We start from the raw sequence: 22,493 nt of genomic DNA on the forward strand, positions 1-22,493 counted from the left end.
GCGTTGAGTTCCCCGCCCACGAACCACTTCGCGAACGGGGCCTGCGTCCAGTCCAGCGCCTGCCCGAAGTCCTTCTCCCAGGACAGCAGTTCCCGCGCCTGCCTGGTCCAGAACGCCGGCCGGTCCGCGGCCGCCTCCTCGTAGACCCCCGGCCGCGCCACCGCATTGGCCGCGAATTCCGGATCCGGGGCGAACCGGCGGTTCTCGTGCAGCAGGTTCTCAAGCGCCGGAGCAGATAACGGGGTGTCTTGGGCTGGCATGTCTCTTCCTTTGTCTCACGGGAATTTTGAGGCGACACTGCAAGTGGGATGGCACCATATATGGCCGGACAAATGCTCGGAGTCTTGGCAAGCCAGGAATCCGGGCGCCGGCTCTCAGCTATTGCCATCGGGTCAAATTCCGAAGAGCCTCGCGTCCTTGCCGGTCCATTTGAAGTCCGGGGTCTGCTTTGAGAGGAAGGCCTCGATGCCGATCTCGGGCTCACCGCTGGTGGCCATTTCACGTTGCCATGCGGCGTTGCGCTCCGCCAGATCGGTGCCGTCGTCGGCAATGACATCGACAATTTCCTTCATCGCCTGGATGGACAGTTGCGAACGGGTGGCCAGACGCTGCGCGAAGCCGGTGACCTCCGCCCAGAAGCCGGCGTGCGGCACCACCTTCGCCAGCAGGCCCAGGTCCTTGGCCTCTGCGGCCGTAACGAAGTCGCCGCTGAAGAGCAGGTATTTGGCCGTCGCGGGCCCGGCCAGCCTGACCAGCCGCTCGATGCCGGAGAGCGGGTAGACGATGCCGACCTTTGCGGGGGTGATTCCGAAGACCGCCCGGTCCGAGGCGATCCGGATGTCGCAGGCGCCGGCGATCTGCCATCCCCCGCCGATGCAGTAGCCGTTGATGGCCGCGATGGTGGGCTTGTGGAAGCGGGCCAGGGCATTCTCGCCCGCGGTGACGTGGCCGCCGTCGTGCCGGCCGGTGGCCGGATCGTGCAGGATCTCCTTGAGGTCGGACAGGTCGGCCCCGGCGGAGAAATGCTCCCCGGCCCCGCGCACTATCACCACCTTGACCGAATTGTCGGCGCCCAGTTCGGCCAGTAGTGGCGCGAACTGGGCCCACATGTGCTTGGCCATGGCGTTGCGCCGGCGCTCGTTGTCCAGCACGATCGTGGCCACCGGGCCGTCGTATTCGACCCGGAGCGATCCGGTCATGGTCGCCTCCCCTGCCGTTCTCACGCCCGGACCGCCTCGGGGACAGGTGCCTCGCGGACCACTCCGGCCTCGATCAGCCCGGCAATCTGTTCTTCGGACAGCCGCAGTTCCGCCAGGATCCTGCGGGTGTCCTCGCCCAGGGCCGGGGGCGCCTTGCGGATGGGTGTGGCTGCCCCGTTGACGGACAGGGGCCCGCGCAGCAGCGGCAGTTCGCTGCCATCGCTGCGTCTGACCCGTTGGACCATGTCCAGCTCCCGGACCTGGGCGTCCTCGAAAACCTGCCGGTAGTTGTAGATGGGTCCGGCGGGAATTCCCGCGGCGCGGAAATCCTCGATCCATTCGAGTCCGGGCCGTCCGGCCAGCAGCTGCTCAATGCGCAGCTGGAGGGCTTCGCGGTTTGCCGCGCGGTCCCGGCCGCTCAGGTATTCCGGCTCGTCGGCCAGCTCGGGCGCGCCGAGCAGGCCGCACAGCTGCCGCCACTGCTTGTCGCTGCCGACGGCGATGATCACCAGAATATCGGCGGTCTTGAAGACCCCGTAGGGCGAGAGCACCGGATGGTCGTTGCCCTGCGGCACGGGCACCTCGCCGGTGCTGAGGTAGCGCTGCCCTTGGAAAGCGGACAGCGCCAGACCGGCCTCGAGCAGCGAGGTGGACACCTCGATGCCCGCGCCGGTGCGCTGGCGTTCAACGAGGGCTGCGGCAATCCCAAAGGCGGCGAACATGCCCGCGCTCATGTCCACGATCGGCACCCCGAACCGGTACATGTGCCCGGCGTCCGTGCCAGTGACCGACATCAGCCCCGACATGCCCTGGGCTACCTGGTCCAGGCCGGCGGCCTGGCTAAGCGGTCCCGTGCTGCCGAATCCGCTCACTGAGGCGATGATCAGCTCCGGCCGTTCGGCGCGCAGCTCGTCCGGGTCAAGTCCCATTCCGGCCAAGACCCCGGGCCGGAAGTTCTCCACCAGTACGTCCGCCCCCAGCACCAGCCGGCGCAGGAGCGCCTTGCCTTCGTCAGTGTAGAAGTCGATGGCGACCGAGGACTTGTTCCGGTTGGTGGAGTCGAAGTACAGGCTGTGCTCGTCCTCGAACGGGGGCCAGGATCTGCTCGAGTCCCCGCCCTTGATGCTCTCCACCTTGATCACTGTGGCCCCCATGTCGGCCAACAGCGCCGTCGCGTACGGGCCGGCCAGGGCACGGGTGAGGTCGACGACGGTGATGCCCGCCAGCGGGGCCGAAGCCGCGGTGCCCATGCTCAGGCCCCCAGCTTCACGTTGATCTGCTTGGTCTGGGTGAAGCCGGCGAGCATGCCCTCCAGCGAAACCTCGCGTCCGATGCCGCTTTGCTTGTAACCGCCGTAGGACTGGCCCACGACCTGGCCGCCGCCCTGGTTGACCTGCACCCAGCCGGCTTCCACACGGTGCGCGGTGTTCAACGCGTTCTCAAGGTTGTGGCTCCACACGTAGGCGGCCAACCCGTAGTGCGAGTCATTGGCCATCCGCACCACGTCGTCGACGTCCTTCCACGGGATGGCCACCAGGACCGGGCCGAAGATCTCCTCCCGGGCCAGGCGGAAATCGTTACGGGCCCCGGCGAATACCGTGGGCAGGTGGTAGTAGCCCTCGGTGAGCGGGCCCGACGCCGGAACCTCGCTGCCCAGCGCCACGGTCATCTCCGGGTGGTTCCGCCCCTGATCAAGATAGTCGGCGATCTGGCCGAACTGGCTGCCGTTGATAACCGCCCCCATGTCCGTGGCCTCGTCCAGCGGATCGCCCACCTTCAGCGCGCCGAGGCGGGCCACGAGCCGTTCGAGCACCTCGTCGTAGACGTCCTCGTGCAGGAACAGCCGCGAGCCGGCGGTGCAGCTCTGGCCCTGACGGGTGAACCGCGAGGCCGCCAGCAGCCCCTCGATGAGGTTCTCGTCCACGGCGTCCGGGAACACGATCGACGGGTTCTTCCCGCCCAGCTCGAGCGAGACGTGGGCGAGGCGTTCGCTGGCGGTGCGTCCCACCCCGCGGCCGACCTCGGTGGAGCCGGTGAAGGAGACCTTGTCCACACCGGGGTGCTCGGCCAGCGCCTGTCCGATCACGGAACCGCGCCCGGTCAGTGCGTTGACGACACCGGCGGGCAGGTGGCGGTTGCAGATCTCGGCCAGCAGCAGGATGGTCAGGGGGGCATCGTCGGCGGCCTTCATGATGACGGTGTTACCGGCGGCCAGTGCTGCCGGGATCTTGAAGCCGGCAATCATCAGCGGGGAGTTCCATGGCAGGATGCAGGCCACCACCCCCAGCGGCTCAAGCCGGGTGTACTGCAGCTGGTTGTCGCCGGCCGGCAGCGTGGTGCCCTTGACCTCGCCGGCGATGCCGGAGAAGTAGCGGAAGAGGGAGACCAGGGTGACAACCTCGGGACGAGCCTGGGTGCGCAGCGCGTTGCCGGTATCCAGCGCGGTGAGCCGGGCGAAGTCCTCCGCGCGGGCCTCGATGTCGTCGGCGATCTTTGCCAGCGCCCGGGCGCGCTCGGTGAAGTGCAGCGACCGCCACGCCGGGAAGGCGCGGCGCGCAGCGGTGACGGCGCGTTCGACGTCCTCGGTCCCGGCGGAGGGCACGCGGGCGATCGTCTGTTCGCGCACGGCCGGATTCCGCACATCGCGCCATTGCCCGGTACGGGCCTCGGTCCGCTCACCGTCGATCCACATCAGCAGCTCGGCACCGGAAAGGATTTCCTCGATGGGGCTGTTGGCAATTGTTTCGGTCATGCTTCCTCGCATTCAGGGTTCCCGGCGTCCCGGCCCCGGAGCGGGGCGGTATGTCGGATGGGTCGTCCGGCTCAGCGGTGGGCGAAGACCGGGGGGCGTTTTTCGATGAAGGCGGCCATACCCTCCTTCTGGTCCTCGGTGGCGAAGCAGGAATGGTTGAGCCTGCGCTCGACGTGCACGCCTTCGGCCAGGGACGTTTCGAAGGCGATGTTCACCGCTTCCTTGGCCATCAGGGCGATGGGCTTGGACATGCCCGCGATCGTTTCAGCGGCGGCCAGGGCCGCCTCCATCAGGTCGGCCGCCGGCACGATGCGGGCGACGAGGCCGGAGCGTTCGGCTTCGGCGGCATCCATGGTCCGGCCGGTGAGGACCATCTCCATGGCCTTGGCCTTGCCGACCGCCCGTGCCAGGCGCTGGGTACCGCCCATGCCGGGGATCAGGCCGAGCCTGATTTCGGGCTGGCCGAATTTGGCATTCTCCGCGGCAATGATGAAATCGCAGATCATCGCGAGTTCGCAGCCGCCGCCCAGGGCGTGGCCGGCGACGGCGGCGATCAGCGGGGTGCGCACTGCGGCCAGTCTGTCCCAGTCGGAGAAGAAGTCCTGGGTATACATTTCCATGTAGGTGCGCGGGGCCATTTCCTTGATGTCGGCGCCGGCGGCGAAGGCACGTTCGGAGCCGGTGAGGATGATCGCGCCGATGCCCGGATCGCGGTCGAAGGCCTGTGCCGCGGCCAAAACCTCCGCGCCCAGGGCAGCGTTCAGGGCGTTCAGGGCTTCCGGGCGGTTCAGCGTAATGATGCCGACGCGGCCCTGCTCCTTGACGAGAATATTCTGGTAGTCGCTCATACCGTTTCCTTCACCGTTTCCTTCGTTGCCGGATTCTTCGCCTTGGAGTTGGCCCGGATTTCGTTGATGATGCCGGAGAAGTCCTGGTCGGCCCCGTCGCCGCCGGCGAAGCGGCGGTAGACTTCCTCGGCCAGGACGCCCATCCGGCCCTCCACCCCGGCAGATTCCAGGGCCTGGACGGCCAGGCCCAGGTCCTTGGCCATCAGGGCACCTGCAAAGCCGGGTTCGTAGTCGCGGTTGGCCGGGCTGGCCGAGACCGGGCCGGGCACCGGGCAGTTGGTGGTCAGGGCCCAGCACTGGCCCGAGGCGTTGGACGCGACGTCGAAGAGCGCCTGGTGGGACAGCCCAAGCTGCTCGCCCAGGACGAAGGCCTCGGACACGGCAATCATGGAAATGCCCAGGATCATGTTGTTGCACACCTTCGCCGCCTGGCCCGCCCCGGGCCCGCCGCAGTGGACAATGCGCTTGCCCATCGCTTCCAGGAGGGGTTTTGCCGCGGCGAAGTCCTCGGCGTCCCCGCCGGCCATAAAGGTCAGCGTCCCGGCCTCGGCCCCGGCGGTGCCGCCGGAGACCGGGGCGTCCAGGCCTCGGTGGCCCGCCGCCCGCACGAGGTCATGCGCGGTGCGTGCGTCGTCGACCGCAATGGTGGAGCATTCCAGGAACAGGGTGCCCGGTGCGGCCGCAGCCAGCAGCCCCTCCGGTCCCTGGTAGGCTGCCAGCACGTGGCGTCCGGCCGGCAGCATGGTGATCACGACGTCGGCGCCGCGGGCGGCGTCCGAGGCCGAGGCGGCGACCGTGATCCCGTGCTCCCGGGCCTGGTCCAGGGCAGCCGCTACCAGGTCGAAGCCCGTGACCGGGTAGCCGGCCCTAGCCAGATTGGCGGCCATCGGCCCGCCCATGTGCCCCAGCCCGATGAAAGCTACCTTCTTGCTCATCTTCTCAGCTCCTGACGTGTAGTTCTGACGACAGCCCAAGTTCGCGCGGGCCCAGGTCCGCGAAGTACTCCCCGACGTCCGCGGCAGTGACTTCGTGCAGCAACGGCGGGGTCCAGCGCGGGGTGCGGTCCTTGTCGATGACCTGCGCCCGGATGCCCTCGGCCATATCCGGGCCGGCCAGGGCCCGCAGGGACACCCGGTATTCCTGGTCCAGCACTGCTTCCAGATTGGGCAGCTGCCGGGCCCGGCGCAGCGACGCCAGGGTGACCTTCAGCGCGGACGGTGACTTGGCCAGGATCGCCTCCGCTGCGGCACGGGCGGCCGGAACAGGGCAGGCCTGCAGCGCCCCGAGGATCTCCTCCACGGAATCGGACGCGTAGCAGGCGTCGACCCACTCCCGCTGCGCGGCCAGGTCCGACGGCGGAAACGAGTTCCGCTCCATGGCCCGGACGGCTTCGGCGGCATCCGCCTGTGCCAGGGCCTCCGCCAGGGCCGGCAAGCCGGCACTGTCGACGAAATGATCGGCCAGCCCCAGGGCGATGGCGTCGGCCCCGGTAATCGTGCCCGCGGTCAGGGCCACGTGGGTGCCCAGCTCGCCCGGGGCGCGGGAGAGCAGCCAGGTCCCGCCGACGTCGGGCACGAAACCGATGCCGGTCTCCGGCATGCCGACCTTGGTCCGCTCGGTCACCACCCGCAGACTGGCATGGGCGGAGACCCCGACGCCGCCGCCGAGCACGACCCCGTCCATGACGGCCACATACGGCTTCGGGTACCGGGCGATCATGGCATTGAGGCGGTACTCGTCCGCCCAGAACCGCGCCGTTGCTTCTCCCTGCGCCAGGGCGTCCCGGTAGATCGCCACAATGTCCCCGCCGGCGCACAGCCCCCGATCGCCGGCCCCGGTGAGCAGCACGGTGACCACGGAATCGTTGTCGGCCCATTGGGCAAGGGCCTGCGTCATGGCGGTGACCATGCCGTGGGTCAGGGCGTTCATCGCCTTGGGCCGGTTCAGGATGAGGTGCCCCAGGTGCCCCTGGCGGCGGATGAGGATTTCTTCGCTGGTCTCCATCGCCCTACACCCCCGCCACGGTGCGCCCGACGATCAGGCGCATGATCTCGTTGGTGCCCTCGAGGATCTGGTGCACGCGCAGGTCCCGCATGATCCGCTCCAGCCCGTATTCGGCCAGGTACCCGTACCCGCCGTGCAGCTGGATGGCCTCGTTGGCGGCATGGAACCCGGCGTCCGTGGCCACCTGCTTGGCCATCGCGCACAGCCTGACCACGTCCGGGGCCCCCCGGTCGAGAGCATCGGCAGCCCGCCGCAGCAGGGTCCGGGCGGACTCCAGCTGCGTGTCCATGTCGGCGAGCCGGAACAGCAGGGCCTGCTGGTTGATCAGCGGTCCGCCGAACGCGGTGCGCCCCTTCAGGTACGCCGTGGTCTTCTCCAGCGCCGCCTGACCGCCGCCGAGCGAACAGGCACCCATGTTGATCCGGCCCCCGTTCAGGCCCTTCATCGCGATGCCAAAGCCGTCGCCTTCCCCGCCCAGCCGGTTGGTGACCGGGATGCGGACGTTTTCGAAGATCACCTGCCGGGTCGGCTGGGCGTTCCAGCCCATCTTCTTCTCGTTGGCCCCGAAGGACAGCCCGGGGGTATCCGCCGGGACCACGAGGGCGCTGATGCCGCGGGACCCGGTATCCGCGGTCCGGGCCATCACGATATACACCGCCGAGGCCCCGGCACCGGAGATGAACTGCTTGGTCCCGGTGATCACATACGAGTCCCCGTCGCGGACCGCCCGGGTGCGGATGGCCGCGGCGTCGGAACCGGCCTCAGGCTCGGTCAGGCAGTAGCTGCCCAGGGCCTGCATCGAGGCCAGCTGCGGCACCCACCGGGCACGCTGTTCCTCGTTGCCGAAGGTGTCGATCATCCACACCACCATGTTGTGGATGGAGACGTAGGCCGCGATCGCCGTATCACCCTTGGCCAGCTCCTCGAAGACCAGCACCGCGTCCGAGCGGGACAGCCCGGAGCCGCCGAACTCCTCGGCGGCGTAGATCCCGCCCATGCCCAGGGCGCCTGCCTCGGCCAGCATGTCCACCGGGAAGTGCTTGGTCTCGTCCCATTTCGCGGCGTTCGGTGCCAGTGCCTCGGCCGCGAAGTCCCGCACCATCTGGACCAGGGACTGCTGGTCCTCGCTGAGTTCAAACATCTGGATCCTTTCGAAGCGTGCAGTGGTGTGGTGGGAAGCGGCCCTATTTGCTGACCTTGCCCATCAGCGAGGCGATCGGACGCAGAAACAGCGGGCGGGCGAGGAACCAGGCGGCGGCCATGACCACCGCGGAGGCGGCGAAGAGCCAGAACCCGGCCCAGCCGCCGTCGTCGCGGGCGGCATACATGTGGTTCAGGTTGCGCAGCGCCCCGGTGGCAAAGACCAGGAAGACGTGGACGATGACGAAGAGGACGAAGTAGAGCATGACCGGAAAGTGCACCGCCCGGGCCGCCTCGACCGGGTAGATCCGGTTGAGCTTCTCCGCCTGCTTCGGCCAGGCCGGGGACATCCGCAGGCCGGTGACCAGGGCCAGCGGTGCGGCGATGAACACTGTGGTGAAGTAGGCCAGGACCTGCAGGGCGTTATAGTTGATCCAGCCGTTTTCGGTGGGCCAGTCCAGCGAGGCATACTGCAGCGCCGCCGACACCGCATTCGGGACCACGTCCCAGCTCGTCGGCACGATGCGCATCCACTGCCCGGTGGCCAGCAGCAGCACGATGAAGACGGCACCGTTCAGCACCCAGAGCGCGTCCAGGGTCAGGTGGAACCACAGGTCCAAGCTGATCTTCTGCGGCGGGTTCTTGGTGCGGATCAGGCCCTTGTTGTTGCGCGTCCAGTGCGCCTTCGGCCGGGCGGTGGTTCGCACCAGCCAGCCGGTGCGGATGATCAGCAGGATGAAGAACGCGTTGAGGAAGTGCTGCCACCCCAGCCACGCCGGCAGCCCCACGGGTGCGTCCTCAGGCAGTTCGGAGTGGCCCGGATAGGCTGCCAGGAAGCCTTCGACCGCGGGCAGGGTCCGCAGCCACTTGGCGGCCAGGACCAGGAGCACGAGCGTGACGACGGCGATACCGATCGTGACGGCCATCCGGACCGGTTTGTTCTGCGGCAGCATTGCCGTCTTCGTTACCGTGGGCATCGCACGGTTTCCTTTCGTGAACGGAAGCATTGATGGCTGTCCGCCGGAACCAGGGCCTCCGGCGGACAGCTGGACTAGTTGGCCTGGGCGGAGAGCGCCCCGGCATTCTTCGCCCGATCGCCCAGGGCTTCGATCAGCTGGGGCACGACGGTGAAGACGTCTCCAACGATGCCGAAGTCGGCGACGTCGAAGATCGGGGCATCCTCGTCCTTGTTGATCGCCACGATCGTCTTGGACGTCTGCATGCCGGCCCGATGCTGGATGGCCCCGGAGATGCCCAGTGCGACATACAGCTGCGGGGACACCGCGACGCCGGTCTGTCCGACCTGGTATGACTGCGGCACGTATCCGGCGTCGACCGCGGCTCGGGAGGCCCCTACGGCGGCACCCAGGGCATCGGCTAGCTGTTCGACCAGCACGAAGTTCTCCTTCGATCCCAGGCCGCGCCCGCCCGAGACCACTGCCGCGGCACCGCGCAGCGGCGGGCGACTGGAATCGGCAGCCGTGGGATGGACCTGCTCGATGACCGCCGCGTTGCCCGCCTCGACGTCCAGGGACACGGTGGTCACTTCCGGAGTGGCGGCCGGGGCCCGGTCCTCTAGTGCGCCCTGGCGCAGCGTGATGACCGAAAGCCTGCCCGGCACGGTGGCTTGGACGTTGTAGGCGCCGCCGAACACCGAGTGGGACGTCGCCGGCGTGCCGTCTGCGGTGACCATGACGTCCACGGCGTCGGCCAGCAGGCCGGCACCGCAGCGCACGGCGAAGCGGGCAGCCGCCTCGCGGCTCTCCACCGAGTTCGCAGCCACGACCGCGGACGGGGACAGTTCCCGCGCCGCGCTCTCCAGCGCGGCGGTCTGCGCCGCGGCGAGCACGGCGCCGGCCCGGTCGCTTTCGACCAGGAAGACTTGCTGCGCACCGAATTCCCCGAGCCGGGCCACGAATCGGGTACCTTCACCGGGCCTGGCGGCCAGGACGGCAACCGGGGTGCCCAGCTTCGCGGCGGCCGCGATCACCGCGGGCGCGCTGTTGGCGATGCCGCCTTCAGCCGAGATTTCAATGAGTGCCAGTACGTTTGCCATAACGGTTCCTCCGTTCAGATCAGCCGGCCGGCGGCCAGGAATTCGGCCAGCTCGTTGCCGGCATTACCGTCGTCGTGGATTTTCCTGCCGGCGGTCCGGGCCGGCCGTTCGGATATGCTCAGCACGACGGACGCCGATGCCGCCGCATCAAGCCCGAGGTCCGACAGGGAGAGGCTGGTCAGCGGCTTGCGCTTGGCCGTCATGATGCCCTTGAAGCTCGGGAACCGCGCTTCCGCGGCACGCTCGGTCACAGAGACGACCGCCGGCAGCGACGCGCGCACGGTCAGCGAGCCGTTTTCGACGCCGGCCTCACCCGCCACGGACGCCTCGTCGATCTCGACCGAGTTCAGCGACGGCAGCAGCGGCAGACCGAGGTGCTCGGCGACCATGGCCGGCACCACGCCGCCGCGGCCGTCGGTGGACTCGTTGCCCGCCACCACAAGGTCGAAACCGGTCCGTTTGGCCGCGGCGGCCAGCACCTCGGCGGTGCGGACAATGTCCACACCCTCCAATGCGTCGTCGAGCACGTGGACCGCCGAATCCGCGCCCATCGACAGGGCCTTCCGCAGCGCCTGGGCCGCGTCGGCCGGGCCCATGGCCAGCGCAACGACCTCGGTGCCTTTCTTGTCGCCGTCCTTGTAACGCAGCGCCACCTCCAGGGCCCGCTCGTTGATCTCGTCGGCAACGCGCTCACTGCCGTCGCGGTCCAAGCACCCGGTCGCCAAGTCGAGCCTGCGCTCCTCCTCGGTATCGGGCACCTGCTTCACCATCACCAGAATTTTCACCGCTATCTCCTTCGTCCGCGGCCTCAACAATTCTAATATAGCTAACATTAATATGATAGGAAGATCAAGGGAAGGTTGTCCCACGCCTGGGAAGGGAGACACCAATGGCTTCTGTGAACTTCACCATCGACGGTCCCGTGGCACGTGTCGTGCTCAACCGGCCCGAGGCCCTTAACGCGATCGATAGCGGAATGGACGCCCAGCTGTACGACGTTTGGACGGAGGTCAACCGCAATCCCGAGGTCCGGGTGGTGGTACTCTCCGGCACCGGGGACAGGGCCTTTTGCGCCGGCGGTGACATTTCCGAGGTGGATCCGTCCCCGCAGCAGGTCGCGCTGGGAGGCGGGTTGACCGGTATCGGGGGTGAGCTGTTGACGTTGCGCAAACCCCTAATTGCCGCCGTCCACGGTTTCGTGCTGGGCGGCGGGTTCGAACTGGCTCTGTGCGCCGACATTATCGTCGCCGCGGATACAGCAGTGTTCTCCATGCCCGAGGTGAAGATTGGGATCATGGCAGGTCCGGGGGTCATGCACCGCGCCATCCGCCAGCTGCCTCACCGCGTGGCGATGGCGATGATCCTCACCGGTGAGCGCCTTAGCGCTGAGGAGGCACTGCACTACGGCCTTGTCAATGAAAGCGTTTCGTACGGCGAACTGCGGCCGGCGACCGAACGCTGGGTGGAAAAGCTTCTGGCGGTCTCCCCCCTCGCGGCCCAGGCTGCCAAGGATGCCGTGCTGTCCAGCCAGGCGCACCCGATCGAGGTCGCCCTTAGCACGCGCTATCCGGCGATTGACTCCTATGCTGCCTCAGCCGACCATCGGGAAGGGCGGCACGCCTTCGTGGAGAAACGCCGGCCCAAGTGGCGCGGGGAATAACTGCCTGCACGGACGCCATTGCCCGGGGCCGCCGGAGACCACACGCTAGAAATTGCGTAGTCGGTGCTGCAACCTTGGGTCCACACCCTGCCGAGCACAATGTTCTGCGGAACTCCCCGTGCATGGCAAACAGTGGCAGGATGAACCGCAGCTTCCAGGCCACCATCCGGACCAATGCGATGAACGCCGCCCTGCTGCTAAACCAGCAACGCCTGAGGGGACTGCCGCCACCGGTTCCGGGTCCTCCACCCCCTGATAGGCCACTTGAACAGGCTTGGGCTGCGGTATGGTTTCGATGCCGCAGCCCGGCCGCCGACTCAGTCCTCCCTGCGCTTGGTGCCGAACACCGACGCAGTGTCGACATTGTTCAGAATGGTTGCCGCTTCGACTACGCGTCTGATTTTCACGCAGGCCGGAACCGCAGCCGCCGCCAGGAGCAGGACAACCCCGAACGTGCCGCGGCGCTTCGTGGCTGTGCCGCCCTCCATCGCTTCAGTCATTGCTTTTCCTTTCAGCTTCCGACGTAGAGTTGCTCAAGTTCGGCTCGTTCGCTGGCGGCACCGACGGCACCAGGCTCCGCAGCCCGGACGGCGGAAGTCGGTTCCGATGCCAGTCCGCTGCTCGGCATGATGTAGCGCGTCTTCCATGCGGCACGCCGGAGCAGTTTGGTGAGCACACTGTAGACAATGGCCCCGTCGCTCCACTGGGTCACGATCCGCCCGGTGGCGCTCTTGTAGTAGTTGCTGGCCCCCTCGAACGAAGCGCCGGCCAGGCGCTGCTGGATCACGCTGTTGAACCACTGGGAAACCGAGTCCCGGACTTCCACCGAGCTTGCCCGCCCGCGGGCCAGGAGCTTGATCGCCGCAACAACGTAGTCGGCCTGCGCCTCAAGGTGCGTCACGATAGCGCCGCCATTGGTGTTCGGGCCGTACATCATAAAGAAGTTGGGGAACCCGGTAGTCATGATCCCCAGCAGGGCCTGCGGCTCGCCGTTCCAGACTTCGTTCAGGCTCCTGCCATCTCGTCCGATGACCTCCACCGTGGACACGAAATCGGACTTGAACCCCGTGGACATGACCAGTATGTCGACTTCGTGCTCCTGTCCACCGGCATCCACCAACCCGCGCTTGGTGACCCGGGAAACGGCGCGGGGTACGACGGTGACATTCTCGCGGGTGAGGGACGGATAGAAGTCGTCCGTCAAAATTGGGCGCTTGCCGCCGAAGGGATACCCGGGCGTTACCGCCTCCCGCAGATCGGGCCGTTCCGCGAACACCGTATCAATGTATGTCCGGGCTGCCTTCTCGGCGGCCGCGTTTTCGGGAGTTCCCGGGCGCCAGGAAGCATTCCTGTACTGCGCTTTCTCCCGACGCATGAGCATCATGGCACGCACGATGCGCTGGGCGGCGTGCGAGTTCATGGCCGCCCTCTCCGAGGTGGTGAAATCACGTGCCCCCTTGGGCAGGACCCAGCCCGGTTCTCGCTGGAACATCTTCACCTGGCCGGCGACGGGAGCGATGCTCGGGACCACCTGAGCCGCGGTCGAGCCCGTGCCGACAACGGCCACCGTTTTCCCCGACAGGTCCACCGTGTGGTCCCAGCGTGAAGTGTGGAACCTCGGGCCGGCAAAGTCCTCCAGCCCCGGCCAGTCCGGGTAGCGTGGATCGCTGAGCAGGCCCACCGCGCTGACGACCGCCTCGAAGCGTTCGACCCGGCCGTCCTTGAGCAGGACAGTGTACCGCTGCCGGTCTTCGTTCCACACCGCGCTTTCAACCTCGCAGCGGGTCCGGATGTGCCTGCCCAGGCCGTATTCGTCCACCACGGCCTCGAGGTATTCCAGCAGTTCGGCCTGACGGACGTGGGTCCGGCTCCACCGCCATGGCCTGAAAGAGTACGAATAGAGAACTGAAGGCGTATCCACCTCGGCCCCGGGATAGCGGTTGTCCCACCACACGCCCCCGACGTTGGGGGACTTTTCGTAGATGGTGAAGTTCTCGATTCCCGCCTCCTTGAGCTTGATGCCTGCCGCGATGCCGGAGAAACCGGCACCGATGATTGCCACGCGGGGTGATGCAGTGCGCCCATCCACCATCGTGACCTCCCTTCAAGTTGCTATATATTGAAAAAGATTTTGATATATCGAAAGCAGAAATGGTATAATGAAATAGAACATAGTTCGCGCCTGTTCAGCAGTCAATACTTTTCGAGGACGGAGTCCCTGGATGAAGCCCGCTCCCGCCGCCGCCCGGGCCATGGCCGTGATCAACTACCTGACCGTTCACCCCCAAATGGCCTTCACCCTGTCCGAGCTCTCCTCTGCCCTGGGTGTTAGCCCGGCATCGATGTCCTCCATCCTCCTGGCGCTGTCCGAGTGGGGTTACGTCCTCCGCGACCGCCGGCACCGCACCTACGCCTTGGGTCCGGCAGTGGTGGCTGCCGGGCATGCCGCCTCCCAGCGTCATCCGGTCATTGAAGCTGCACGGCCTGAACTCAGGCGGCTGTCCACCTTCGGGAGTGAATGCATCGGCAGCGCCGCGGTGGCAGAGGAAATCCTGATCCTCGCCATCGAGGGCCGTCCCTCCAGCCAGTCGCGGGAAGCTTGGATCGGCCAGCGAGTCCCGCTCATCCCCCCATTCGGGCAAGTCTTCCTGGCCTGGGCACCTGAAGCCGATGTGCAGCACTGGCTTGGACGGCTTGGACCGGACGGAGCAGCCCGGCACGGTCGGGAACTGGTCGAAGACCTCCTCCAGGTGCGCGGGCGAGGCGTAGCCATCGGACTTCGAAACGAGCAGGTGGATACCGTGATCGGGCTCATCAACGAATCCGCGCACCGTCTGGACAAGGACGCGGAGATCCATAGAGCATTGCAGCGGGCCATCCCGGACCAGACGGATAACTACTCGCTTCGCGCCGTAGACCCAGGCGCACGATACGACGTCGCGAACCTGGCCGCACCGGTTTTCGGCCCGGACGGCACCGTGGCGTTCGCCATGACGCTGTATGGGATCAACGACATTCCCGGTTCCGACCTGCTGGAGCTCTGCTCCGAAATGCTGCAGTCGGGACGTACCGTCACCCGCGCAATTGGCGGGAGATGGGCCGCCCATATGCCTGAGAGTATCGCGCTCTAGCACGCCCCCTCATCATTCGAAGGAGAATGCACGATGGATCCAACCCCCTTCACTCGAGGACTCGCCTTTGCCGCCAAGGAGCATGTCGGCTCCCGGGTACCCCCGGAATGCACCGAACGATTTGCCTGCGACACCGCATCCGCCGCCCAAGTCCCCGCCGGCGTACGGCTTGAGTTCAGCGGCAACGCTGGGGCGGTCGACATTGACGCCACCACGGGCACCATGCACCCGCTTGCCGCTCCGGTGCCGGAACAGTATTTCTCGGTATGGCTGTCCGGACGCCTGCACACCCGGATCCCGGCCGCCCCGGGGGCACGCCAGAAGCTCCACATCGACCTGCCGCCGCACGGACGCAACAAGCCGGTGACCATCCACCTGCCCGAGGGCTATCGCCCCGTCCTCCACAGCATTGAGCCGATCGGAGGCACAATCTTCCCGTTGCCGCCCCGCCAACGCTGGGTGGCTTACGGCGACTCCATCACGCAGGGCTGGACCACCAGCGATCCGGGCCGGGCCTGGACCGCAGTGGCGGCGCGCGAAGCAAACCTCGACGTCATCAACCTCGGCTTCGCGGGCGCGGCACGAGGTGAACTGCCTGCGGCCAGCTTTGTCAGCACGGTCCCTACGGACGTGATTTCGCTTGCTTGGGGGACCAACTGCTGGTCGCAGATCCCGATGGACCGCAGCTACATCACCGAACTTATGCGGTTCTTCCTGACCGTGATCCGCAGCGGCCACCCCGAAACCCCGATCGTGGTTCTGAGCCCGCTCGTCCGCCCCCAGGCCGAGTCCATCCCCAACAGCGCCGGCGCAACCCTTGAGGACCTGCGCCAAGGAATCGAAGCGGCAGTCGCCACGTTCGCCACCACTGAGAATGACGGACGCATCCACCTCGTTCCGGGCCGGGAACTGATCTCCTCATCGCATCTGGTGGACGGCATCCACCCCGGGGACCAGGGGCATGCGCTGATTGGACAGGCGATGGCCGCAGCCCTGACCTCCGCCATACGAAGCGGCTACGGCGTCGAAACAGCACCCCGGGTACGCTAGGCCCGGCAGGCAGCGGCTAGGGCATGTCTCTTTATTGGCGTAGCCAGATCAGGCATGCGTAGAGGGCGATGCCTGCCCGGTAGGTGAGCGCGAGCTTGTCGTACCGGGTGGCGATGCCCCGCCATTGCTTGAAGAGGTTGAAGGACTGTTCGACGGCGGCCCGTCCCTTGTAGGTCTCGGCGTCGAAGTTCACGGGGCGGCCGCCGCGGGAACCCCTGCGTTTCCGGTTGGCGATCTGGTCCCCGGGCTCGGGGATCACGGCCCTGATCTTCCTGGCACGCAGCAGTTCCCGGTTGGCCCGGGAGGAATAGGCCTTGTCCCCGAGCACCGCATCGGGCCGGGTCCTGTCCCGGCCGCCGCCGGGACGCGGGACACGGACCGCATCGATGATATGCGGGAACATCCGCGAGTCCGAGCCCTGGCCGGGGCCGATGAGGAAGGCCAGCGGCCGGCCCTTCCCGTCGCAGGCATGGTGGATCTTCGTACTCAGCCCGCCGCGGGAGCGGCCGACCGCATGGTCGGACGGTTCCTCATGCAGTTTCCTGTAATTCGCCGGGTCCCCCTGTGGCGCGGGGAAGGTTGGCCGCGTGCTGGTGGGCGCGGTTGATGGTCGAGTCCACCGACACCGTCCAGTCGATCCGTCCGGCGGCGTCGGCCTCGGCCAGCAGCGCGGCGTGGATCCTGTCCCAGGTTCCGTCGGCGCTCAGGCGCCGGTGGCGCTTCCAGACGGTCTGCCAGGGACCGAAGGCCGCCGGCAGGTCGCGCCAGGCGATCCCGCACCGGTACCGGTAGACGATGCCCTCCACCACCTGCCGGTGGTCGCGGAACGGCCTGCCCCGCTGCCCGTCCGAAGAGGGAAGCATGGGCTGGATGCGGGCCCACTGCTCGTCGGTGAAAACCTGGAAACGCGACACGCCTCCAAGCCTTCCAGCCCGACCCGGACCTATTTAGGAGACACGCCCTAGGGCTAAATGCCGCCGCTCCTTGGTGGTGTCCCCGGTCATTTCCGCCATGTTTGCTCCGGGGTATGCGGCAGGGGCACGTCCTGGATGATGTGGGACACCACGGCATGTGGGCTCCCGCATAGGCTCCGACGAACCTTCATGCCCCCTGCGGATGTTCTCCGCCGTCTGGACGTGCTCCCACCCAATCCGGACACCGGATACGCAGCCGCATCTGGTGGCAAGCAGGTACTCGGCGCGGCGGTGGGAAATGTACTTGGCCGATTAGGTCTTCTGCGGCCCATAATCGATTGACCTGTCGACGAAGTTGATACCCCCGTCCAGAACGGTGCAAAGCAGCCGTCCGGCGTGGACATCGTCGATCGCCGGGCCGCAGTCGGCATTCTCCGCACACCCCATCGCCTCGAAGCCGAGGACCGACACGCTGAGTCCGGCGTTCCGAACGGCCACCGCGGCAGGTTTCCCATGGTCCCCCTCACCTGGTAGAAGCCCAATGGCTTCCAACGGTCGACAGCGTCGGCCACTTCAACCCGGATCGCCGTCATTCGGGCACGGGATGAAGGTCAGTGCGCGCGCCCGATGCGGCTTGGAATTCTACGGGGAAGGCGGAAGACGCGGACCTGCCACATGCGTCCGTGTCTTCCACTCCGGCGCCTGCAACGCATTCCTGGCAGGTTAGCCGGGTAGGTCGAATTCCGGCTCCTCGGGCCAAGGCAGCCCTGCCGGCAGATCGCGGCGCGGCGACAGACGCCACTCGGGCCTGCGCTTCTGAAGGAACGGTTCCACGCCTTCGGCAGCGTCTGCGAGCCGTCCCATTGCAGCAATTGCGGCCGAATCGAACCGGTGGGCGTGCATCGGGTGGTCCATGCCTGCAATCCGCCACAATATCCGCCGGGTCAGGGCCGCGAAAACGGGGGGCGACGTTCTCGGCGATCTGCCCGGCGATGCGGTAAGCTGCGTCGAGCAGTTCGCCGGGGGTGTGCAGACTGCGCACCAGTCCAGCGCGGTCGGAAGGCCGACGACCTGCGGCAGGAACCAGGTTGTGACGGCGTCGGGAACAATGCCGCGGGCTCCGGTCACGAAGCCGAGCTTGGCCCCTTCCACCATGAGCCGGAAATCCATCGGCAGCGTCAGCGCGCCCCGAATCCGACCGCCGGCCCATTGACGGCCGCAATGGTGGGCTTCAGCGATTGGAAGATGCGCATCGTAATCCGACCGCCGCCGTCGCGCTTGCTGCGGGGATCCATTTCACCGTCCGAATAGTTTTAAAGGTCTTCCCTCCCCCGGACACGTCCGTCCCCACGCAGAAGCCGCGCCCGGCACCTGTCACCACAACAGCCCGGACAGCGTCTTCCGCGTCGGTGTCGTCGAAAATCTCCAGCAGTTCTCCGCGCATTTGGGGGTCAGCGCATTGAGCCGCTCGGGGCAGTTCAACGTCAGGGCGGCGATGCCCTTCCGGACCTCGTACAGCACCTGGCCAGCCATTGTCCTGTTCTTCCGTTTCCTGGCCTAGTCGGTCACGGCAGTCTTGAGACGCTGGGAGCGGGCAGCGAACGACGCGAGACGTTCAGCAGTGTCCCGGTGCTCGGACAGGGCGGCAATCTGCTCCTGTTCGAGGCGCAGGTGTGCCTCGTAACCGTTCACTGCTTCGGCGGTGAGGAGCCGCTTAGTCGGACCAAGAGCCTGCACCGGCGAGGACGCCAGGGTTTCGGCCAGTTCCCGTACCCGTTGTTCCAGGAACCCATCGCCGGCGATCTCGCCGACCAGCCCCCATTCCAATGCCTCCTGCGCTCCGACCGGGCGTCCGCCGAGCAGGACTGTCGTGGCCCGGCGTGGGCCCACGGCCCGTGGAAGCAGGTAGGAAACCCCGCAGTCCGGGCTCAACCCGGCCCCCGCATAAGCCCCGATGAAGGATGCCTGCGGCGAAGCAACCGCAAAGTCGGCGTTCAGCACCAGCCCCAGCCCGGCACCGGCGGCCGGACCGTGGACGGCCGCAATGCTGACCAGCGACGACCGGGCCAGCCGGAGCAGGCCCTGGTGCATTGTGCCGGCCAACCGGGCAACGAACGCCCCCCGCTCGGGCGTCTGGGCCATCGCCGCGACGTCCCCTCCGGCACAGAAGAACCGCCCGTTGCCGGCCAGGACTACCACGTGGCAGTCCTGGTCTGCCTCTGCCAGGGCCAGTGCCTGGCAGAACTCGTCCGCCAACTGCTGGTTCAGCGCGTTGGCTGCATCCGGCCGGTCCAGCGTAAGCCAGGCGATGCCGTCCCGCAGGGCAAATTCGAGCGTCTCAAAACCGGCCGTCACCGCGGAGCCATCCGGACTGCGCCATCCAAGCGGATGGTTTCTCCGTTGAGCATGGGGTTTTCCACGATGTGAGCCACCAGCGAGGCGTATTCCTCCGGTGCTCCCAGTCGTGACGGATGCGGTGTCTGCGCCTCAAGCGAGGACACCGTCTCCTCCGGCAGCGCCTCGAACATCGGGGTGCGGAACAGTCCCGGCGCAATGGTGACCACCCGGATACGGTGCTGGGCCAAGTCCCGAGCGATGGGCAGGGTCATTCCTGCCACCCCGGCCTTGGACGCTGAATATGCGGCCTGCCCGACCTGCCCGTCAAAGGCCGCAACCGATGCGGTGCAGACCAGCACGCCGCGTTCCTCCCCGACCAGCGGCTGTTCGACAATGCGTACCGCTGCCAGCCGGATGACATTGAAGGTGCCCACCAGGTTGATTTCGACGGTGCGCCGGAAGTCACCCAGGGGAAATGGGCCGCTCCGGCCTGCCACCCGTGCGCCTAGGGAGATCCCTGCGCAGTTGACCACGATTCGCAGCCGTCCCAGTTCCGAGGCCGCGTCCACCGCTGCCTGGACCGCCTGCTCGTCGGTCACGTCGGTGGGCACGAAGCGCACCCGATTGCCCAGCTCGCGGGCCACCGTCTCACCTGCCGATGTTGCCAGGTCAGCAATCACGACTGCCGCCCCGTCCGCCGCCAGCCGGCGCACCGTAGCCAGACCCAGCCCTGACGCCCCGCCCGTGACCAGTGCTGCATTTCCGCTACTATCCATCACAAAATCTCCTTCCAAAGTCACAACAAATAGGGCTGTCCGGTGCCATCCCGCTATAGGCAGCCCCCCAGGTGTCCCGCCCCCGGAAACTTCACCATTGCCCCTCGGATGGAGCAATCCGGGCAGGGGCCGTCAGCGTACGGGCTCGGGTGACGGGACAATCTGTGGGGCCAGCCGGCCCGTGATGATCTCCTCTGCCTCGGCGATGATCCTGCGCACAACCTGTTCGCAGGAGGCAACCTCGTCGATCAGGCCCTGGGTCTGTCCCGCCCACCAGAGTCCGCCTTCCATGTCTCCGTTCTTGAGCACGGCTTCCCGGCCTCGGGCTCCCGAGGCCAGATGCGCGATGTCCTCAAACGTTGTTTCGGGACGGGCAGAGATCTCCAGGATTTCCTCTGAAACTGAATTCCGTGCCACTCGGGCCGAATTCTTGAACTTGCGGAACACGATCCGGGTGTCGCGCTCGGTGTTGGCTACAATCTGGTCCTTCACGTTCCGGTGCACCGGTGCCTCGTCGGTGGCAACGAACCGGGTGCCCATGTTCACTGCGGCAGCGCCCAGGGCCAACGCGGCCACCAGCCCGGCGCCGTCGGCGAAGCCGCCGGAGGCGATGACTGGGATGTCCAGGGCCCGCGCGGCGGCGGGCACCAGGATCAGGCTCGTAATGTCTTCCTCGCCCGGATGCCCGGCGCACTCGAATCCGTCGATGCTCACGGCATCGACCCCCAGGGCCTGTGCCTTGAGCGCATGCCGGACCGCTACGGCCTTGTGCACCACCTTCACCTCGGCGGCCTTGAATGCGGGCATGTGCGGTTCCGGACTGCTGCCGGCGGTCTCGACAACGGGGATCCGGTTCTCGATGATCACCTGCCGGTATTCCTCGTACGGCACCGGGCGAAGCGTCGGCAGGATCGTCAGGTTCACCCCAAACGGTCTGTCCGTCAGCTCCCGGCACGCCTTAATCTCGGCATCGAGAGCTTCAGGCGTCGGCTGGGTCAGTGCCGACAGGAACCCCAGGGCCCCGGCGTTGGCCACGGCGGCGATCAACGGCGCCTTACCGACCCCGGTCATTCCTCCGCACACGACCGGATGCTCGACCCCGAACGTCTCGGTAAAAACATTGGACAACATCGCTATCCCACCTATCCGTTTCAGCTTCACGTCACCCTGGCCCCGGCCTGCCGCTTTGGCAGCGGGGTGTCCGGCCTTAGTCCCGGACCAAATGCGGGAACTTCGCCCCGACGCCCCCGTCGACCAGAATGTTCTGTCCTGTGAGGTATGAACTGGCATCCGAGATCAGGAACGCCAGCACGCTGGCGATCTCCGCGGCCTCCCCGAAACGTCCCAGCGGCACGTTCGCCGCTTGCCGCGCAACGAAGTCCCCGTCGTTGAACAGCCCGGCCTGTGTCCGCGGAGTCATGATCACTCCAGGAGCCACTGAATTGACACGGATGTTGTCCGTGGCCAGTTCTACCGCGGCCGAACGCACCAGCGACATCAACGCCGCCTTTGCCGCGCCGTAGGCTGAATGCCTCTGGGCGCCGGCGACACCGGAGGCCGAGGACACAAACGCAAACGCACCACCGCCCGAGGCCTTCATCTGCGGTGCCGCCGCTTCAAGCACATAGACGGCCTGCCGGTAATTCAGCGCGAATTGTTCGTCCAGCACCTCGTTGGGGGTTTCCAGTACAGGATGCCAGGCGGCCGCCCCGACCACGTCCACGACCGCTTGCAACTCGCCCAGGCCCGCAAATGCCGCCTGGACGCCAGCCCGGTCTGTGACATCCACTTGGACCGCCGATCCTGCGACCTCCTTCGCGGCCGCCTCGGCCAGTCCCAGGTCCCGGTCCAGGCACACGACCGAGGCGCCCGCAGACCGCACGGCGCGTGCCGCCTCAAGGCCCATCCCCTGCCCTGCACCGACGACGGCCACCACCCGGCCCGCCAAAGACAGCCGGTCCGCATAATCCATCATCAGAATTCCCCTCGCCTCGGACACCGCGGCGCCGCCGTGCCAGCCTTATACTTTGAATCATAATAACAATAGCGCTGTCAGAAAGACATAGGCCGGATAAGTTTGACGAAAAGATGTACTTCCCATTACGGCCTCCATCCCGCCGCAGAGAAAATCGTGAAAGACATCGCAGGCAGGGACGGGCCTGCTCCCTTGCAGATTCATCGGGTGCGGGTGCCGGACACAGCGGCCGGGTAAGGGACGCTTCTGTTACTCGCTGGGTCCTGCCCTCCAAGCGCCCGCCACGACCATGAGTATCCAGGCCGCCTTTGTCGCATGGCTGGAATCTGTTTGCGCGCGCATGCGCGCCAAAGCACCCGACCGTCGAGGGCCGATTCACTCCGGTCTCCCGCATTTTCCACCGAACGGTGGTCAACGAGTGCCGAAAGCAGCCGTACCGTTTGGTGGCCGCCGGCTGGGTACACGAGGAGGCCCGGGCGGACCTGCTGCTTCCGCAGGCACCTGCCCGGGGCCGGCTGCGCCCGGGCATGCGGCCAGGGCGCACGGGCCCCTTCTCGATCGCGTCGGGGCCGGCGAGCCGGCGAAGCCGAACGGCTTTCCGCCGGCACATCGAGGCGCCGCAGTAGTTCCTGTTCCCGCAAATCGACAACC

General features: G+C 67.0%; 24 protein-coding genes. 3 read left to right on the forward strand and 21 right to left on the reverse strand.

From position 1 onward, the window contains the following. The 11 genes from HGG74_RS15230 to HGG74_RS15280 form a co-directional block, all read right to left on the reverse strand. Positions 1–260 (reverse strand): acetyl-coenzyme A synthetase N-terminal domain-containing protein (locus tag HGG74_RS15230; protein WP_281356145.1); only part of this gene is annotated, 260 nt, incomplete at its 3' end. Positions 261–392: 132 nt separating this feature from the next. Continuing rightward, on the reverse strand, positions 393–1,199 hold the full coding sequence (locus HGG74_RS15235; protein ID WP_168487699.1) for an enoyl-CoA hydratase/isomerase family protein: 807 nt from the start codon (positions 1,197–1,199) through the stop codon (positions 393–395). Positions 1,200–1,219: 20 nt separating this feature from the next. Further along, positions 1,220–2,449, reverse strand: coding sequence for a CaiB/BaiF CoA transferase family protein (locus HGG74_RS15240; RefSeq protein ID WP_168487700.1), 1,230 nt, complete (start codon positions 2,447–2,449; stop codon positions 1,220–1,222). A gap of 2 nt (positions 2,450–2,451) precedes the next feature. Continuing rightward, positions 2,452–3,951, reverse strand: coding sequence for an aldehyde dehydrogenase family protein (locus HGG74_RS15245; protein ID WP_168487702.1), 1,500 nt, complete (start codon positions 3,949–3,951; stop codon positions 2,452–2,454). Between the two features lie 71 nt (positions 3,952–4,022). Then, the gene (locus tag HGG74_RS15250) at positions 4,023–4,799 is read right to left on the reverse strand and encodes an enoyl-CoA hydratase (protein WP_168487704.1); all 777 of its coding nucleotides are present in this window, start codon (positions 4,797–4,799) and stop codon (positions 4,023–4,025) included. Then, positions 4,796–5,734, reverse strand: a complete 939-nt coding sequence (mmsB, locus tag HGG74_RS15255) for a 3-hydroxyisobutyrate dehydrogenase (protein WP_168487706.1) — start codon at positions 5,732–5,734, stop codon at positions 4,796–4,798. Before mmsB ends, HGG74_RS15250 begins: the two co-directional genes overlap by 4 nt. Positions 5,735–5,738: 4 nt before the next feature. Further along, positions 5,739–6,803 carry an enoyl-CoA hydratase/isomerase family protein gene (locus tag HGG74_RS15260; protein WP_168487707.1) on the reverse strand — a complete coding sequence of 355 codons (1,065 nt, stop codon included), beginning with the start codon at positions 6,801–6,803 and terminating at the stop codon, positions 5,739–5,741. Between the two features lie 4 nt (positions 6,804–6,807). Next, positions 6,808–7,944 (reverse strand): acyl-CoA dehydrogenase family protein, encoded by a 1,137-nt coding sequence (locus tag HGG74_RS15265; RefSeq protein ID WP_168487708.1) that lies wholly within the window; start codon positions 7,942–7,944, stop codon positions 6,808–6,810. Between the two features lie 43 nt (positions 7,945–7,987). Continuing rightward, positions 7,988–8,869 carry a cytochrome b/b6 domain-containing protein gene (locus HGG74_RS15270; RefSeq protein ID WP_376766147.1) on the reverse strand — a complete coding sequence of 294 codons (882 nt, stop codon included), beginning with the start codon at positions 8,867–8,869 and terminating at the stop codon, positions 7,988–7,990. Positions 8,870–8,994: 125 nt separating this feature from the next. Then, positions 8,995–9,999 carry an electron transfer flavoprotein subunit alpha/FixB family protein gene (locus tag HGG74_RS15275; protein WP_168487710.1) on the reverse strand — a complete coding sequence of 335 codons (1,005 nt, stop codon included), beginning with the start codon at positions 9,997–9,999 and terminating at the stop codon, positions 8,995–8,997. A gap of 14 nt (positions 10,000–10,013) precedes the next feature. Beyond that, positions 10,014–10,784 carry an electron transfer flavoprotein subunit beta/FixA family protein gene (locus tag HGG74_RS15280; protein WP_168487711.1) on the reverse strand — a complete coding sequence of 257 codons (771 nt, stop codon included), beginning with the start codon at positions 10,782–10,784 and terminating at the stop codon, positions 10,014–10,016. Between the two features lie 104 nt (positions 10,785–10,888). Here HGG74_RS15280 and HGG74_RS15285 point away from each other — a divergent pair, with 104 nt between their 5' ends. After that, positions 10,889–11,659: an enoyl-CoA hydratase-related protein gene (locus HGG74_RS15285; protein WP_168487712.1), complete on the forward strand. Its 771-nt coding sequence runs from the start codon at positions 10,889–10,891 to the stop codon at positions 11,657–11,659. 317 nt (positions 11,660–11,976) lie between these two features. On the opposite strand, the gene HGG74_RS15290 is transcribed toward HGG74_RS15285, so the two are convergent. Together HGG74_RS15290 and HGG74_RS15295 are read right to left on the reverse strand one after the other, a co-directional pair. Next, the gene (locus HGG74_RS15290; protein WP_168487713.1) at positions 11,977–12,159 is read right to left on the reverse strand and encodes a hypothetical protein; all 183 of its coding nucleotides are present in this window, start codon (positions 12,157–12,159) and stop codon (positions 11,977–11,979) included. Between the two features lie 11 nt (positions 12,160–12,170). Then, a complete protein-coding gene (locus HGG74_RS15295; protein WP_168487715.1) occupies positions 12,171–13,721 on the reverse strand; it encodes a flavin-containing monooxygenase in 1,551 nt (516 codons plus the stop codon). A gap of 160 nt (positions 13,722–13,881) precedes the next feature. Here HGG74_RS15295 and HGG74_RS15300 point away from each other — a divergent pair, with 160 nt between their 5' ends. Together HGG74_RS15300 and HGG74_RS15305 are read left to right on the forward strand one after the other, a co-directional pair. Continuing rightward, positions 13,882–14,790, forward strand: coding sequence for an IclR family transcriptional regulator (locus HGG74_RS15300; protein WP_281356146.1), 909 nt, complete (start codon positions 13,882–13,884; stop codon positions 14,788–14,790). Between the two features lie 33 nt (positions 14,791–14,823). Next, positions 14,824–15,840 (forward strand): SGNH/GDSL hydrolase family protein, encoded by a 1,017-nt coding sequence (locus HGG74_RS15305; RefSeq protein ID WP_168487719.1) that lies wholly within the window; start codon positions 14,824–14,826, stop codon positions 15,838–15,840. 31 nt (positions 15,841–15,871) lie between these two features. On the opposite strand, the gene HGG74_RS15310 is transcribed toward HGG74_RS15305, so the two are convergent. The 8 genes from HGG74_RS15310 to HGG74_RS15340 all read right to left on the reverse strand — a co-directional run bounded on the left by HGG74_RS15310 (position 15,872) and on the right by HGG74_RS15340 (position 21,803). Then, positions 15,872–16,754 (reverse strand): IS5 family transposase gene (locus tag HGG74_RS15310; protein ID WP_376766146.1). Its coding sequence is split into 2 segments (ribosomal slippage): positions 15,872–16,406 and positions 16,405–16,754, totalling 885 coding nucleotides; the frame shifts between segments, so codons are not numbered across the junction. 312 nt (positions 16,755–17,066) lie between these two features. Then, positions 17,067–17,252 (reverse strand): hypothetical protein, encoded by a 186-nt coding sequence (locus HGG74_RS15315; protein ID WP_168487722.1) that lies wholly within the window; start codon positions 17,250–17,252, stop codon positions 17,067–17,069. Between the two features lie 225 nt (positions 17,253–17,477). Continuing rightward, positions 17,478–17,924: a Clp protease/crotonase-like domain-containing protein gene (locus HGG74_RS21215; protein ID WP_205762009.1), complete on the reverse strand. Its 447-nt coding sequence runs from the start codon at positions 17,922–17,924 to the stop codon at positions 17,478–17,480. A gap of 204 nt (positions 17,925–18,128) precedes the next feature. Beyond that, positions 18,129–18,287: a hypothetical protein gene (locus tag HGG74_RS21220; protein WP_205762011.1), complete on the reverse strand. Its 159-nt coding sequence runs from the start codon at positions 18,285–18,287 to the stop codon at positions 18,129–18,131. Between the two features lie 24 nt (positions 18,288–18,311). Then, complete coding sequence (locus HGG74_RS15325) at positions 18,312–19,109, reverse strand: enoyl-CoA hydratase/isomerase family protein (RefSeq protein ID WP_168487724.1); 798 nt, start codon at positions 19,107–19,109, stop codon at positions 18,312–18,314. Next, entirely contained in the window at positions 19,106–19,867 is a 762-nt protein-coding gene (locus HGG74_RS15330; RefSeq protein ID WP_168487726.1) for an SDR family NAD(P)-dependent oxidoreductase, read from the reverse strand. The genes HGG74_RS15325 and HGG74_RS15330 overlap by 4 nt, the downstream gene beginning before the upstream one ends. Before the next feature lie 132 nt (positions 19,868–19,999). After that, the gene (locus tag HGG74_RS15335; RefSeq protein ID WP_168487727.1) at positions 20,000–20,998 is read right to left on the reverse strand and encodes an NAD(P)H-dependent flavin oxidoreductase; all 999 of its coding nucleotides are present in this window, start codon (positions 20,996–20,998) and stop codon (positions 20,000–20,002) included. Between the two features lie 76 nt (positions 20,999–21,074). Next, on the reverse strand, positions 21,075–21,803 hold the full coding sequence (locus tag HGG74_RS15340; RefSeq protein ID WP_168487729.1) for an SDR family NAD(P)-dependent oxidoreductase: 729 nt from the start codon (positions 21,801–21,803) through the stop codon (positions 21,075–21,077). Positions 21,804–22,493: the final 690 nt, after the last annotated feature.

This window comes from Arthrobacter mobilis (assembly GCF_012395835.1).
Taxonomy (GTDB): domain Bacteria; phylum Actinomycetota; class Actinomycetes; order Actinomycetales; family Micrococcaceae; genus Crystallibacter; species Crystallibacter mobilis.